The organism is Enterobacter sp. MEB024 (assembly GCF_030209635.1).
Taxonomy (GTDB): Bacteria; Pseudomonadota; Gammaproteobacteria; order Enterobacterales; family Enterobacteriaceae; genus Enterobacter; species Enterobacter ludwigii.
On record NZ_JARVRQ010000006.1, the window covers coordinates 305,574 to 321,041 of the forward strand.

General features: G+C 53.7%; 13 protein-coding genes and 1 pseudogene. 6 read left to right on the plus strand and 8 right to left on the minus strand.

The genetic code is table 11. The features are described from left to right. The first annotated feature begins 45 nt into the window (after positions 1-45). The gene (locus tag QRN24_RS13075) at positions 46-432 is read left to right on the plus strand and encodes a VOC family protein (RefSeq protein WP_183516792.1); all 387 of its coding nucleotides are present in this window, start codon (positions 46-48) and stop codon (positions 430-432) included. Between the two features lie 33 nt (positions 433-465). Here the strand turns inward: QRN24_RS13075 and QRN24_RS13080 are convergent, their stop codons facing one another. Both QRN24_RS13080 and QRN24_RS13085 read right to left on the minus strand, forming a co-directional pair. Further along, positions 466-1,860, minus strand: a complete 1,395-nt coding sequence (locus QRN24_RS13080) for an MFS transporter (protein WP_020885339.1) — start codon at positions 1,858-1,860, stop codon at positions 466-468. A gap of 45 nt (positions 1,861-1,905) precedes the next feature. Next, the gene (locus tag QRN24_RS13085) at positions 1,906-2,994 is read right to left on the minus strand and encodes a cellulase family glycosylhydrolase (RefSeq protein ID WP_284942774.1); all 1,089 of its coding nucleotides are present in this window, start codon (positions 2,992-2,994) and stop codon (positions 1,906-1,908) included. Positions 2,995-3,179: 185 nt separating this feature from the next. Here QRN24_RS13085 and QRN24_RS13090 point away from each other — a divergent pair, with 185 nt between their 5' ends. After that, on the plus strand, positions 3,180-4,187 hold the full coding sequence (locus tag QRN24_RS13090; protein ID WP_163327017.1) for a LacI family DNA-binding transcriptional regulator: 1,008 nt from the start codon (positions 3,180-3,182) through the stop codon (positions 4,185-4,187). Here the strand turns inward: QRN24_RS13090 and fosA are convergent. Further along, positions 4,173-4,598, minus strand: a complete 426-nt coding sequence (fosA, locus tag QRN24_RS13095) for a FosA/FosA2 family fosfomycin resistance glutathione transferase (RefSeq protein ID WP_047743480.1) — start codon at positions 4,596-4,598, stop codon at positions 4,173-4,175. The two genes, QRN24_RS13090 and fosA, sit on opposite strands and share 15 nt — an antisense overlap. 199 nt (positions 4,599-4,797) lie before the next feature. Between fosA and trpS the strand changes: the two genes are divergently transcribed. The 4 genes and pseudogenes from trpS to guaD all read left to right on the plus strand — a co-directional run bounded on the left by trpS (position 4,798) and on the right by guaD (position 8,811). Then, positions 4,798-5,802, plus strand: coding sequence for a tryptophan--tRNA ligase (gene trpS / locus QRN24_RS13100; RefSeq protein ID WP_014168444.1), 1,005 nt, complete (start codon positions 4,798-4,800; stop codon positions 5,800-5,802). Positions 5,803-5,975: 173 nt separating this feature from the next. After that, positions 5,976-6,142 (plus strand): annotated as a pseudogene (locus tag QRN24_RS22730) (hypothetical protein); the annotation flags it as partial. Between the two features lie 781 nt (positions 6,143-6,923). Next, entirely contained in the window at positions 6,924-7,370 is a 447-nt protein-coding gene (locus tag QRN24_RS13105) for a hypothetical protein (RefSeq protein WP_284942775.1), read from the plus strand. Between the two features lie 61 nt (positions 7,371-7,431). After that, positions 7,432-8,811 (plus strand): guanine deaminase, encoded by a 1,380-nt coding sequence (guaD, locus tag QRN24_RS13110; protein WP_284942776.1) that lies wholly within the window; start codon positions 7,432-7,434, stop codon positions 8,809-8,811. Between the two features lie 272 nt (positions 8,812-9,083). Here guaD and QRN24_RS13115 read toward each other — a convergent pair whose 3' ends face one another. The 5 genes from QRN24_RS13115 to QRN24_RS13135 form a co-directional block, all read right to left on the minus strand. Next, entirely contained in the window at positions 9,084-10,034 is a 951-nt protein-coding gene (locus QRN24_RS13115; protein ID WP_284942777.1) for a PfkB family carbohydrate kinase, read from the minus strand. A gap of 108 nt (positions 10,035-10,142) precedes the next feature. After that, positions 10,143-11,156 (minus strand): OmpG porin family protein, encoded by a 1,014-nt coding sequence (locus tag QRN24_RS13120; protein WP_284942778.1) that lies wholly within the window; start codon positions 11,154-11,156, stop codon positions 10,143-10,145. 12 nt (positions 11,157-11,168) lie between these two features. Next, positions 11,169-12,662 (minus strand): glycoside hydrolase family 32 protein, encoded by a 1,494-nt coding sequence (locus QRN24_RS13125; RefSeq protein ID WP_284942779.1) that lies wholly within the window; start codon positions 12,660-12,662, stop codon positions 11,169-11,171. 14 nt (positions 12,663-12,676) lie between these two features. Further along, positions 12,677-13,942, minus strand: coding sequence for an OmpG porin family protein (locus QRN24_RS13130; RefSeq protein ID WP_284942780.1), 1,266 nt, complete (start codon positions 13,940-13,942; stop codon positions 12,677-12,679). A gap of 92 nt (positions 13,943-14,034) precedes the next feature. Next, positions 14,035-15,468 (minus strand): glycoside hydrolase family 32 protein, encoded by a 1,434-nt coding sequence (locus tag QRN24_RS13135; RefSeq protein ID WP_284942781.1) that lies wholly within the window; start codon positions 15,466-15,468, stop codon positions 14,035-14,037.

Genomic DNA, 15,468 nt, shown 5'->3' on the forward strand with positions numbered 1-15,468 from the left:
GCACTGCGCGTGCTCTGTCAATCAGCACTCACCGCGAGGATAACAATGAACATTGCCCATGTTGCACTTTGGACCCGACACCTTGATGCACAGGTACAGTTCTGGGAAACGGTTTTTGGCGGACGCCGTAATGAACGCTACCTCAGCAAAAATCGCCCGGGCTTTGCGTCACATTTTATTACTCTGGATGGCGGGCCAACCCTTGAACTGATGACGGTGCCGGACCTGCCCGACGCCCCGGCTCATCCGGAGTTTATTGGCTGGGCGCATATCGCCATTCACGTCGGCAGCCAGGCTGATGTGGACCGTATGGCGGCGCAAGCGCAGTCAAACGGCACCCTGCTCAGCGCCCCCCGCAAGACCGGGGATGGGTTTTATGAAGCGGTGATTGCGGACCCGGACGGCAACCGGATTGAGCTCACAGGAGAGTAAAAGACATAACGCCTGCCATGCAGGCGTTAATGTTTAATTCACCGTGGCCGGGCGCGCCAGATTTTCCTCGCCCTCACGTTGCTGCGCTTTCTCGTGCTGACGTTCCGCCAGTAACCGACAAATCTCCGCATGCTTCTCCTCGGTAAAGGTAAAGCGCGACATAAACCCAAGCCGGATCAGCGAGCCGATGGCGGGCAGCAGACAGATACCAAAGAACAGCCCCGACAGCACGCCGTCACTCTGGGTTTGCGCCTGCGGGACATAGCCGATCATCGTCAAAAACACGCCGATTAACCCACCGCCGACCGCCACCGACATCTTGCCGGTAAAGGTCTGTCCGGAGAAGGTGATCGCCGCACAGCGCTTGTGGGTGTGGTACTCCGCATACTCGATGGTGTCGGCAATCATCGACGAGGTGAGAATGTTGGACATCATCACAAACAGCGTACTCAGGCCAAGCAGGATAAACAGCATCGCCGTCTGCTGATAACCCACAAACCACATCACCACGCGTACCGCGACATCCAGTCCGCAGAGGATCATAAACAGCTTCCGCTTCTGCATCCTGCGCGTCAGCATCGGGGCGACGAGACACACCACCGCCGCCATAATCCCCATCACGCCGATCGCCATCTGCAGGCTACCGTCACCCATATTGTTGATAAAGAAGTAGATGTAGAGGCCGCCGGCAACGTTATGGAACACGCAGAAGAAGAACGACAGCAGAACGATAAACAGCGGCTTGTTCTGGCGCAGGTTATGGAAGGTGTCACGTATCGTCACCTTTTCCGGACTCGGCGGCACACGCTCCTTAATCTGCATAAAGCCGTTGAGCATCAGCGGCAGGCCGACCAGCATCATCACCAGCGCCGCCATAAAATAGCCTTTGTCGTTGCTGTACTGGGCGAAGAACGCCGCCAGTTTCGGGAAGAAAATGTTGGCGCAGGCGATCCCGGCGTTAACCCCCAGCATGGCCGCCGTCACCGCGCGGGTGCGCTGCCCGGAGTCGTTAGTCATCACCGACGACATCGACCAGAACGGGATATCAGAGATGGCGTACAGCGTTCCCCACAGAATGTACGTCACCCCGGCGTAGAGAATTTTGGTGGTCATGTCCGCTTCGATTTTATAGAACGACAGCAGCGTGACGCCGGTAATGAGTAACGGGGCGATCAGCAAAAAGTGGCGAAACTTGCCGAACCGGGTGTTAATAGTGTCCATTATGCTGGCAAATAGCGGGTCGTGAACCGCATCCCACGCGCGGGCAATCAGGAAGATGGTACTCGCCGCCAGCGCCGAAATCCCCAGCACGTCGGTGTAAAAATAGTTAATAAACGAACCCACTAAACCAAAGCTAAAACACTGACCTAATCCATAACCAAAATAAGACCACAACTCGCGAGACGGTATTTTCATTGTCATTGCCATAGTGCGTACCTGGTTGCCCGGCGGCAGGCCGCCGGGTCGATATTATTAGCCCTGCGCTTTCGGGGCGATCTTACGGAGCTTCTTCATTAAGGCCATTTCACTGCGCGAGAACGGGATACCGTTCTCCTCAAAGACGTCGTGGAACCAGAGGCGGCAGTAGTCCGTAGACTCCTTCATCACCACCGGCCACGGCAGCCACGTCTGGGTTTTACCGCGCACCAGCCCCCACTGATACGGCGCGACCTTCGCCGTGTACATCAGCGGGAGCTGCTCCTCGAGGGTGCTGCCCACGTGGCGGGCCAGCCATTCGGTGCAGAAGATTGGCCGCCCAATTGCCTGCAGCTGCTGGATAATCGCGGTCATGCGTCCGGTGTTGGTGTAAGCGTGGAAGCTCACCACGTCGGATAGCGCCAGCGCGGTTTGATCCAGCGGATGCTGATAAAACGTCTCGCCCTCCTCTTCCGCCGGCAGACGCCACGCGCAGACGGTGAGCGGCTGAGTGGGATCCTCTTCACGCCCCCACCGGAACGCCAGCTTCATCAGCTCATGCGCGCAGGTCTCCAGCTTCGCGTCGTACTGCACCTCCTGCGTACCGGTCGCAAAAATGCCGCGGTTGCCCGGCTCGTTATACAGATCCCACAGCAGTACGCGCTCATCGTCGCGGAACTGGCGGATAACGTCGCGGATATAGCGCTCAATCTGCGGCCAGCAGTCGGGATCGCAGACTTTATCGCGCCCCGGGCTCGCTGCCGCCTGGCTGTTGTGCTTGCCCGGTACCGGCGGCTTTTGCGGCCCCAGATACGGTTCATCGCCGGAGAAACCGCAATCGTCCATCAGGGTCAGCATGGTGCTGAACCCGTGGCTGTCGGCCATCGCCAGAAACGCGTCGATGCGCGCCATCAGGCCGTCGCGGTCGTGTTCCCAGACAATAAACGGCAGGTTGATGCGCAGGGTGTTGTAGCCCGCCTCCGCCGCCCAACCCAGTTCACGATCGATGGTGCTGATATCAAAGGTCTCTTCCTGCCAGATATCGGTCCAGTTCACCGCCGTTGACGGTAAATAGTTAAACCCACACAGCCAGCCTTTTTGTTCATACCACGCCTGTGCCTGCTCCCTGCTCCACTGCTCTTTCATTACGCGTCCTCTTACTGATAATATTTAGCTAATAAATATTAGCTGCGGGATAAATGCGCAATTCATGACGCTCCGAAAAGCGACAGCCTTCACAAAGTTCATGCAGGCGCGAATAAGAAACGTGATCGACGGCGCGTAAGCGAATAGTTAGGGTATGATGCGGTGTCGCGAGAGGGAGAGGACGGATGAAGCGAAAAACAAAAGTCACGATGAACGATATTGCGCGGACGGCGGGGGTGTCGCAGGCGACGGTATCGCTGGTGCTCAACCAGTCCCGTAACATCAAGCTCAGCGACGAGACCCGCCAGCGGGTGATCGGCGTGGCGACCGAGCTCGGTTATGACCGCCTGCCTGCCATTCACGCCCCGCGCAACCAGGAGGAAATCGCCCTGCTGGTCAGTTCCCTGCAAAGCTTTGATCCCTTTATCGATGCCATCAGCCAGGCGCGGGAAGCCGCATGGCGCAACGAAGCGCTGCTGACGGTGTACGACTACGGTGATGACGTAGAGCTGGCGCTGAACATTATCCGCCAGCTGGAGAAGCGCAACTGCGTGGGGATTATCCTCGCCTCCCCCGTTACCACGCTTGTCGACATGACCGCTTTTCAGGACTGCACCCGCATTCCACTGGTGCTGCTCAATCAGCGCGATCCCGGCTCGCCGCTGCTGCCGTCGTTTATTCCGGACGACTACGCCAACGCCTTCCAGGTGACCAAACACCTGATCGCCTGCGGTGCAACGCGTATCGCCCACATCACCGGCGAGAGCTGGATGGAGGCCTCCCGCCAGCGGCTGGCCGGCTATCAGGCCGCCTTACAGCAGGCCGGTTTAGCCTGTGACGAGAGTCTGGTGCGCCAGACCAACTGGCAGTTCAGCGAATCCTTTACCGCCACCACCTCTCTGCTGGCGCTGGACAAACGCCCGGACGCCATCTTCTGCGCCAGCGACTGGCTGGCGATCGGCTGCTATCAGGCGCTGGCGGTAAACGGCGTGCGCATCCCGCAGGATATGCTGCTGGCGGGCTACGACGACCAGAAGATCTCCGAGCAACTCACCCCACCGCTGACCAGTATCCAGCTCCCCTACAGCGAACTGGGACGGCTGGCGGTGGAATACCTGTGCAATCAGGAAGATGCCGCCACCCACGTGACGCTGGCGGGCAGGCTGAAGGTACGGACATCAAGCCTCGTCTGAGGTGAAGACCATTCCGGCATAGGGTTTCTCCCGGCACGCCGCCAGCCGCGCGGCGAGGCTGCCCACGTGCAGCTCCAGCTTGTGCCCGTCCGGGTCGAGAAAATAGAACGATGCCCCCTCGCTTTTGTTCTGCTTCCAGACGGTAACGCCCGCCTGCTCCAGCTTGTGCGAGAACGGCTCAAAATCTTCCGCCGCAACGGTAAACGCGTAGTGGGTATAGTCGCTCTCCTGCGGCGGCACATACTGGCGCGCCTCGTCGTACGACAGGCAGACCCACAGATCGCCGCAGGTAAGATAGGCCCCGGTATTCCAGCGGGCGTGCAGCGTCAGCCCCAGCAGCTCGTGCCAGAAGGTAACGCTTTTTTGCAGGTCGCTGACCGCGAGGGTCAGATGGTTGAGTGATTGCAGCATGACGTGCCCTTTTGTTTTTTGCGCCAGACGTGGTACGGTAACTTCATGAACATAAACCACGCCGTGCTCACCGTAAACCGCTGGTGGCTGCCTTCTTAAAGGCGGCACGGAGTAGTTTTCCCCATTTTCAAATAGCCGCCGAAAGGCGGCTTTTACATTTCTAAGACCCCTTTCGGCACTTGCACATTAAGGAGTCTTTATGAACGTTCAAACCATCCTCACCGGCGACCGCCCAACCGGCCCGCTGCACCTGGGCCATTTCGTCGGTTCGCTGCGCCAGCGCGTGGCGCTACAGCAGACGCATAACCAGTATGTATTGATTGCCGACCTGCAGGGGCTGACCGACAACGGCAGCAACCCGCAAAAAATCCGCGACAACATCCCTGAAGTGCTCGCCGACTACCTCGCCGCCGGCATCGACCCGAACCTGACGACACTCTGCCTGCAGTCCGCCCTGCCCGCTCTCGCCGAGCTGACAATGTTGTATATGAACATCGTCACCGTCGCCCGTGTCGAGCGTAACCCGACGGTGAAAAACGAGATTGCGCAGAAAGGCTTTGCCCGCTCGCTGCCGGTTGGTTTTATGGCCTACCCCATCAGCCAGGCGGCGGACATCACTGCGTTCAAAGCCGAGTGCGTCCCCGTCGGCGACGACCAGCTGCCGATGATTGAGCAGACCAATGAGATTGTGCACAAGATGAATAGCCTGTTGCCTGCCCCGGTGCTGCGCCACTGCAAAGCGATGCTCAGCGACACCGGCCGCCTGCCCGGCATCGACGGCAGCGCCAAGATGTCGAAATCACTGGGCAACACCCTGCACCTTTCCGCCAGTGAAGAGACGATTCACCGTGCGGTCAGTGCCATGTACACCGACCCGAACCACCTGAAGGTGAGCGACCCGGGGCAGATTGAGGGAAACGTGGTGTTTACCTACCTCGACGCGTTTCATCCGGACAAAGCCAAAGTGGCAGCGATGAAGGCGCATTATCAGGCGGGCGGACTGGGTGATCGGGCATGCAAGAACGAGCTTGAGGCGTGCCTGCAGGAGCTGATTGCACCGATGCGAGAACGGAGGGCGATGTACATGCAGGATAAAGGGGAGCTGATGGCGATGCTGAAGCGCGGCACGGAACGGGCGCAGGCGGTGACGCAGGGGACGCTGAGGGAGGTGAAGGTTGGGCTGGGGGTGCCGGTGTTTAGTTAAGTTAGTTTGAGCGGTGGAGTGCGTGGGATTGGCATGAAACCGCTTATTGTCTCATTTAAGATAATATTAATGCCCCTAATAATTCTTAATTTCTTGTGTAGATTATATAAATTGCTTTAATTTCATTAATATCACATTGATATTACTCTTTATAACAGATTTAAAGAGATACTATGGCTGACGTAGAAGATATAGCGAGGAGATTATATAATATAATCTCCTCGTCTGATACCGTGACTGGACTTATAAAGGGAGGGCTATCTGCACCGCAAGATTATGGATATCGGGTTTATGGTATCGTTGACACGGACACAGATATACACGCAAGACTGAGAAAATAACAATAGAAAAACCAAAAAACAAACACTACGGCAGGGTCATATGAGTAAGTTTACCATCCCAATTATAAACCTGCTTCTTTGCTCATATTTAATTTTTGCCTATAGTCTTTGCTGGATTGAATTCGACACATGGCATGATAAAACAATCGCCTTTTCCATCATTACTATGAGTGCTTACATTATTTCATTAGTACTCAATAGATTACTGCCAGGAAAGATACTTACTTTAGGTGGGATCCTGAACGTGTTATCAGGCCCTCTGCTCGTGGTAGGTGCATTTGCTTGCATAGCTATCCTTGAGCCGTGGCCTTTGAAAATTCCTGGCTTATTCATATGGGTCGTGGCGATGTTATATCTACCTTCTTTTATAAACGTTTAATAGAACAGTGTGGTGCCGGGTGCCTCCCGGTGAGCAAAGCCCGCATAATGACGTTAACCTATAAATTATGCCCCACCGCACAGGGGGATTCACCACAACACGAAGTATATGAAAAATGCCGCGATAAAAAAGCTATTCAAACCGACAATAAGACAACAGTCATTTCGCCATTTTGCTTAATCATGCCCTGCCAGACACATTACCGCATCCACCCTTCGGCTTATAAAGCATGCCCAGCGGAATAAATCATTGCTATCTCTTTAATAGCCTCAACTTTCGCCATCTTATTAACCTTTCGATTTATTGATGTATTTCATTTTTGTGCCAGGATTTTTAACGGATAAAAATGAATGCGCGGAAGATACCCTACCTCTCCTCCGGCAAAAATATGGACAAATAAGATGAAACTCAGGATAACATTACTTTCAGTACTGCTGGCGCTTCCGCTATTTGCTCAGGCGACCTGCAACGTACCGGAGACGCTCTCCGGCAAAATCTTTATTAATAAAACTGATCCGCTATGGTCTGTGCAAAACCCCAATGCCGATAGCCTGCTCCGGCTGGAGTTCACTGACGATACGTATACCAGCCATATCTTGCGCACAGGCAATAAGGTGCAAGGGAAATACCGTTATGAAGTTTTTAAAAGCCAAACAGGCCTGGCACACAGTGTAGGCATTCTGGAAGCAGAGGAGGATTTTCAGGGCCAGACGACGCTGTTTACCCTCACGCTCGCCTGCCTTAGCGACAGGACCGGCACCTTTGTCTACAACCAGCGCCAGGGCGCCATTAAACCGGATATCAGGCAGAACACGGGGGTCTGGATAGTTCAGGATCCTGCGACCTGAAAAAACCTACTGCCATCCGGGACATTTTCCCTTAAGCATAATCGTGAAAAAGGACAAACAGATGAACACCTACCACGCATTCCCCTGGCAACGGGTTGTTAGCGCGCAGGGCTATACGGCGGAATCAAAGGAAAATGTGATTCACTTCACCGACACGCTGTTCTGTATCGACGGTAGCGGTACCATTGTGGATATTATTCAACATAACGATGGCGCGTTCCGGCACGTACGTGACGCCGCCCGTAAAGCGGGTAAGCTCACTGAACTCTCTTCTGACCAGTATCTTCTGCCCGGCCTGATCGATTTGCATGTCCACGCCCCGCAGTGGCCTCAGATGGGCAAGGCGCTGGATAAACCGCTTGAGAAGTGGCTGAATGACTACACGTTCCCGCTTGAAGCCAGATACGCCGACGTCGAGTTTGCCCGCCGAAATTATACGGAACTGGTCAGCGCGTTGTTGGCGAACGGCACAACCACCGCCGTCTACTTCGCCACCCTGCACACTGAAAGCAGCGTCGAGTTGGCCCGCATATGCCTGGCCCAGGGGCAGCGCGCCCTGGTGGGCCGCGTCGCGATGGACGATCCCTCCCAGTGCCCTGACTATTATCGGGACGAAACGGCGGCATCGGCCGAGGCGGAAACGCGTGCATTTATTCGCGCTGTCGCAGAGTTACCCGGTAATACGGCAAAACGTGTGCTCCCGGTTATCACCCCGCGGTTTATTCCCTCCTGCACGGACGACCTGCTGAAAAGACTGGGCACAGTGGCGAGAGAAACAGGCTGCCACGTGCAAACCCATTGCTCAGAAAGTGACTGGGAACATGGTTACGTTAAAGAACGCCTGGGGAAAACGGACACCGTGGCGCTGCGTGATTTTGGCCTGTTGACCCAAAAAACCATCCTCGCGCATTCAAACCACATTGAAGATGACGATGCTGACCTGATTAAGAAAACCGGGGCTGGCGTCGCGCACTGCCCCCTTTCAAATTTCTATTTTGCCAATGCAGTATTCCCTCTGCGAGCAATGCTGGACCGTGGACTGAACGTCGGGTTAGGCACCGATATTGCCGGTGGCCATAGCCCCTCGGTATTTGATGCCTGCCGCCATACCATCACCGCCAGTAAAGCCCTGAATGATGGCGTCGATGCCCGTATCAAACCGGAACACCGCGGCAGACCAGGCTCGGCAGTCAGCTTCAAGGAAGCATTCTGGTTGGCGACAGCCGGTGCGGGTGGCGTGCTTGAGCTGCCTGTAGGAAAGCTGGAGGTCGGATACCAGTTCGATGCCATCGTTATCGATACCCGGGCTGCAGGAAGCGATATTTATATTCATCCTGCTGAAGACCAGCCTGAAGATAAACTGCAAAAAATCATCTTTAACGCCAGGCGAAATAACATCAGCCGTGTCTGGGTAGACGGAAAAGCCGTGAAAGTTCAGTAAGATCATACAGCGGCACCGTCTGCGGCATCACCGTGGCTCCCTGTGAAATGCTTTCCTTTTCTCAGGGAGAGGTATGCCAGAAGCGAACCTGGTGTAAACACGAAGCAGGGATTATCCGCATGGCTGAACCAGCAAGCGGGGAGCTGAAGTTTTGCAGCGACCTGTTTGCCCCCCGTATTCGGCCATTGTCATCTTCCCTGCTAAGTTTGAAATGACTTGAGTACACGTCTGCACGAAAATGCGCGCGCCAGCCAAACATGTTCTCACCCTGTTTAGCCCTTTTTCACCTCGTAATCCGGTAGCGAGAATCGAGTGATAAAGGTATTGAGCGCGTTGGTATCAGGTAGCGCGGTCAGCGCCCCTTTGCGCGTTGTCGCGAGGGCACCGCAGGCGCTGGCCTGAGCAATGGACTGGTGGAGTTGTTCAACATTCTGCGGCATCCCGCGATGTGCAATCCGGGCCAGTAACCCTGCGACAAACGCGTCGCCAGCCCCGGTTGTATCAACACTGTTGACGGTATAACCGTCGAAATGAATAACGCTGTCGCGCCACAGCACCATGGCACCTTGCTCACCGTAGGTCACGACTTTGAGTTGCGCGGGCAGAGCGTTGAGGGCGTTAAGCGCATGGGAAAAATCGTGAGAGCCTGTCATCCAGTGCCACTCTTCTTCCGAGAGTTTAAGAATGTCGGCCTGGGCGGCGAAATGACGCACCGTCTCGAGCATTTCATGCTTATCGGGCCACATTTGCTCCCGTAAATTCACGTCGAAACTCAGTAATCCCCCACGCTGTTTTACATGGCTGATGGCGGTGACGAGCGTATGACGACACGTTTCGGCGACCAGGGCCAGAGAGCAGAAGTGCAGAATATCGTCGCTAAAGTCGGGCAGCGCATCGGGTGTTAAAAATTGATCCGCGGAAGGGTTGGTTAAAAAGGTAAATCCACGCTCGCCAGCGCGGCCCAGAGAGACCAATACCGTGCTGGTTCTGTGCTGATTATCCAACTGCAGACTTTCGGTTGAAACGCCTGCGTCAGACAGCGTTTTCTTCAGAAAATAACCAAAGTCATCCTCACCGACCCGGCCAATAAAACCACTCTGGCAGCCCAGACGCGCAGCGCCAATTGCCACATTGAACGGGGCACCTCCTGCGCAGGCCTGATATTGCATGTCTGAAAGCGGTAGAAGATCCACCACTGCATCGCCAAGAGTCCAGATATTCATGACATTTCCTCAATAATAATTAACTTTTTAAATGTGACCTGCGGGAAGGTCACTTTTTTAATAGTGCTTAAGCGTGAACAGGTGCCATGGATTATCCAGGCATACGGTTTAAAAGTTATAATCCAGCATCAGCTTATATTCGGTGGTAACAGCCTCACCGTGGGTCACCCAGCTTCCGTCCTGTTTTATCAACGAGCCAGTAACTTCTCCGGACACGGTAAAACGAGAGGTCAAAGGATAATTCGCCGATACCTTCAGGAAGCGATTGCGGGTATTCTGGAAGACTTCGCCATCTTCAGGCTGCGCATTGTATTTCTTATAATGTCCATACCCGCCGCTGAGCGTTGTGGATAATTTCCCCCAGTTGCGCCAGACGCCGACAGACGTGGTCCAGCTTTTTTCGTCAATATCGCCCCACTGCGCCCTGTCTAAAATGGCAGAGGCAAATTGCTGGCGGAACCAGACGCCGGTGGTGTTATTAATAATATATTGCACGCCAGGCTCAATCTGAAATGAACGCACGTCGCGGTCATTTTGCGATCCACCGCTGCGGCGGTGATCGATCTGCTGATACAAATAGTTAAAGAATGAGAAATTGTCCGTAACCCGAAGATCGGTAAAGAACTTAACGCGGCCTTGCCAGCGGTCCTCGATTGAGGCGCTTCCACCCATGACATCCCAGCCATAGCGCAGACGTTTGTAAAAATATTCATGGCCGATGATCAACTGAGTCCACTGGTTTTGGCTGAGGTAAGACTGATCCTCCCACGTCCCGTTATAGTGGGTGGTTCTGCCCTCAGAGAAAGCCAGATACCAACCGGGTAACGCATCGTGTCGCATCACGCCTTGTACAAACGTCAGTGAATCATTCCCGTTGTGGAAATGGCTGTTACGCCAGTTATTGTCCTCAATGGCATATTTCATCTTCAGTTGGCCATGAACGCGGCCACCGGCAGGATTGGAGGAGCGGGCTGAGGTCCACATAACCTCTTCATCCAGATAGGACCACGGGTCCACGGCAACAACCTTTCCCGGGGGGTCCTTCATGATGCTCATGCTCGCATTCGCCAGCGCGGGAAACAGAAGAGCAAAAATAACAGACAGGGCATGATAGTTTTTCATAATAATATCCCGTTAAATCATTTCTTTTATTTTCAACGTCGCGTGAAAATGGTCGTTTTGAGGCAGGCTAATACTCCACGGCTTCTCCTGCATGGAATACATCCGGGTACTGAATGCCGCTTTATTGTTTATATAAAAGACAGCAATTGAGTTTTGAATGAGAACGCGTAACTCAATTTTTTCCCCGATCGGAACATCTACCCAGGATTCCGCGTTAGCCTGATGAATCGACGCGAGCGGCGCGTTGAAAAAATAGACTTTTCCTTTGCTCTTATTGAACACAACGTTCAGCATCGCATCACTGACTCTGTCGTCGGTCAGACTAAAGCTCATCACCATTCCGGCAGAAGGAACATCGATGGTTGCGCTCAACTCACCGCGTTCAGGCAAGGCCGGGTACAGCGCCGACTGTAAGGGGCCGAACGACGTGGCCGTTTTAAGCGTTTTGGTGCTCGTTAAGGTGGTTACCGGACCAGGATTCTCACTGATGACCTTCTGAAGCTCCTGGGGCAGGATGCTGTTGAGCTGGCCCTGATCATCTGCGGTGAGCTCATGTGCAACCAGATTCCCTGCCCAGTCAATGTTGCCGCTGTCACGGTTACCGGCTTTCGTCGGGATCCAGCCGAAAACAAACAGCCGATCGTTTTTGAGAACCAGTTTCCCCGCGTAAAAACCTGAGCCGTCGACCACATAATTGCCCAGTTTCCGCCACGGCCCCTCCGGATTATCCGCAACCCGGTATTGTGTCAGGCGTAACGGCCATTGGTCGCTAAAGCTGAGATACCAGCGTCCGTTGAAGTAAACCAGTGTCGGGCATTCGAGGTTGGCATTGCTGGTGATGGTGTCGTTATCAAAAAATACGCCGCGATCTTCCCAGTGCGTTAAATCCGTTGAACTATACCGGGCAATAACCCCACGACCGTTACTGCGGGTAGTAATTAACATCCAGTATTCTTTCTTTTCCTCAACCCAAACGACGTGAGGGTCCCGGAAATCATTACCCCGATAGTTACCGCCGGGCAAAATGGTGTCCTGCGGGTGTTTCACCCAGTGAAGGCGGTCCTTACTGGTCGCGTGCATAATAGACTCAACCGGGAACACATTTTCATTGTGTGCGGTGTACCAGGCATGCCAGGTATCGCCGACTTTAATAATCGAACCGGTTCCCAATAACAGTTCAGGATCGTCAACGTCGTTAACGTAGGGGATCACTTCGGAATGGTTCTGATAATCATACAAGTTGGCACTCGACAAGAGATGAAAAGCATGTACCCCCAGATCGCTGCCGCCGCGGACATCATTAAGATAATAAATATCAAATTTGCCATCGTTAAACACGGGCATAGGGTCGCCCACAAATGAACCGTCAACCCGCGGGAAAAAGCCATTAATATGGGTGATACTTTTATTCTGTAATGTTTCTTTCGAAGGCTGCGCCCAGGCAGGATTATTGCCGAGTGAAAGCGCAAGCAGCGCGACAGATGCCGCAACTATTAATTTTTTCATGCTACACCTGAATGTCAGAAGTTATAATTCACGCCAACCACGGTAAACGGGTTCCATGAGTGACCGGTCGATGTCCAAAGCCCGGTTTCTTTCGTAAATTGTGCTTTGAATTCACCGTATAATCGCACTTCACCAAATACCGGATAACTTAGCGTGCCACCGATAAACTTATACCGACCGTCATAGAAAACTTCGCTGGCATTGCTGGCGTTATCTATTTTGTCCTGGCCAAATCCAACATACAGGGAGGTTAATAATGGATACCAGTTTCGCCAGAGTCCGGCCGTGACTTTCCATTCTTCTTCGACAATATCGCCCCAGCTCTGACGCTCCTGGCGGTTATGATAATAATAGGGTCGCAAATAGAGTCCGAGATCCGGATTCACGCGGTATTGAATGGCTGGCTCAATTTCGAAAATGTACTGTTCCAGATCGCCATTCCCCGGTTCGTTCCCCTGAGGCTGGTATTCGCCATACGCGTATCCGGCCAGGCTCCATTTGCTGGACAGTCGCAGGTCCTGCCAGATCTTAAACCGGTTTTTCCAGCGTTTCGTTGCCGTTTCGGAGCCGACCATAACTTCCGTACCGATATTACCTCGCCAGGTTTCGAAAATATGGCCCACAAAAAATTCATTGATGGTATTGGTGCCTTGATAGTCCTGATTACTGAACTGTCCTTTATAACTGTCTTCTCTGGCATTCCAGAAACCGAAATACCAGTTAGGCAATTCATCGTGCCTTAAAAAAGCCTGAATGGTGGCGAGTTTAAACTTGCCGCTGTTTTTCTTATTATTGCTCCAGCGAACATCGTCAATTTCTATCTGAGACCCGATGTTTCCGTGCAGGCCACCCACTTCCATGTTACGACCGATACTGTTCCAGTGAACCGGCGGATCTTCCTGCCTTAAACGCAACAGACTGACGTCTTCGGGGTTATCCCCTTTAGGACGCTTTTTCACTTCAGCTTTTTTATTCTCCGTTTGCGCCGATAACGTCACGGGCTTTGACGAGGTCGTGAGTTCAGGTTTTTGACCTGCAGCAACCGGAGAAGACGAAGCACGAAGGGACGATTGTTCATTACCGTTATTGGCTGATGATACACTCGTACCGTTGGTGTCTGATTCATCCTGAAAATAGCTTTGATAGTTTCCTGTAACGTCTTCAGCAATGGCAGGAAATGCCGCTAATGTCACCATTAATGCCAGCGTCTGTTTTCCTGGAACAAATATGTTTTTATCTTTCGAGGTAATGCAATTTTGAGGTATTACGCTTTCATCCATTTTGCTCTCTCATTATTCCAGACAATAACATGCCAGCCAGAGACTGGCAGAAATAAAAACTCACCCTGCAAGAAACAGGTCGGAACGGAGAATTATTTATCTAAAGACCAGTATCCCGCATCGTATAATGAGGCCACACCCTGATGTGCAAACAATGAAATATCGCGCTCGCCCGGCTGCGGATAAATACGACTGCTTAAGCAAGCGTCACCATCGTTAACAAAAACTTCCACCGATGAGCGGTCAATAAAAATTCGCAGTGACAGAACGCTGTCTGCTGGTAGCGGAATACTGCGCGTGCCTTCCAGCGAATATTGCGGATAGCGACGCTCCACCACCAGACGCCCGGCCTGATCGTCGACGTAAATTCTCAGCCCGTCGCCCAACGCGACACCAAACTGTTCAGCCGTCGATGCGCTCAAATCCCATGCCAGCTGTACTTCGACCGCGTCGGCATCTGCCGCGACAAGGACGTTCTGATTGTTCAGGCAGCGGACGGGCGTGGGATAATAGCTGCCACGCAGCGCGGTCACTTCGGCAGCCGGTTTCATTCTCACCCGGCCATCGACAAGGCTTAATTCGCGTGGAAGCGAGAGCATTCCGGCCCAGCCATCCTGCTGTTCGGGCATCGGTGATTCCCACATATCCAGCCACCCGATGACAATGCGTCGGCCATCCGGGGTCACGAAACTCTGCGGGGCATAAAAGTCGTGACCGTGGTCCAGCTCAGTAAATTGTCCGCTGTGGGTGAACGGTTGACCTGGCTGCCAGTCACCAAGTAAATAGCCACTCTGGAACAGGTTGCGATAGTGATACCCTTCCGCCGCTATGCCCTGCGGCGAGAACATCAGGACACGCTTCTCTCCCAGGGTGAAGAAATCCGGGCATTCCCACATAAAGCCCTTGCCTTCATCAGCCTCGGCGAAAATACCGTCGTCATGCCATTCGCGGAGATCGGTGGAACGGTACAGGCGCACCTGGCCGGTATTCTCTACGCGGGAGCCGACAACCATGTACCAGAACTCACCTTCACGCCACACCTTCGGATCGCGAAAGTGATGCAGTCCGGGCGGTGTATCAATCACCCTGCCGTGCCGTTCAAAATGGATGCCGTCACGACTGGTCGCCAGACACTGCACCTGGTAGAGGTTGTCGTCTGTGTCCGACGGGCCGTGAAATTTATGTCCGGTGTAGATGAGCGCCAGCGTATCACCGTCCACCACGGCGGAGCCGGAGAAACAGCCGTCTTTGTCCGCCGGACCTTCCGGCGCTAGCGCGACGGGCAGATGTTCCCAATGCACCAGATCTTTGCTTCGGGCGTGCCCCCAGTGCATCGGCCCCCATTTCGGAGAATAGGGATGATGTTGATAAAAGGCGTGATACCAGCCGTCAAACCATACCAGGCCATTAGGATCATTCATCCAGCCTGCGCGAGGGGCGAGGTGATAGCGCGGATACCAGCGCGGATTAATCCCCGATTGTGCTTTTTCAAGCACCTGTTCAGCCTGTTCTAATAAGGATGTCAT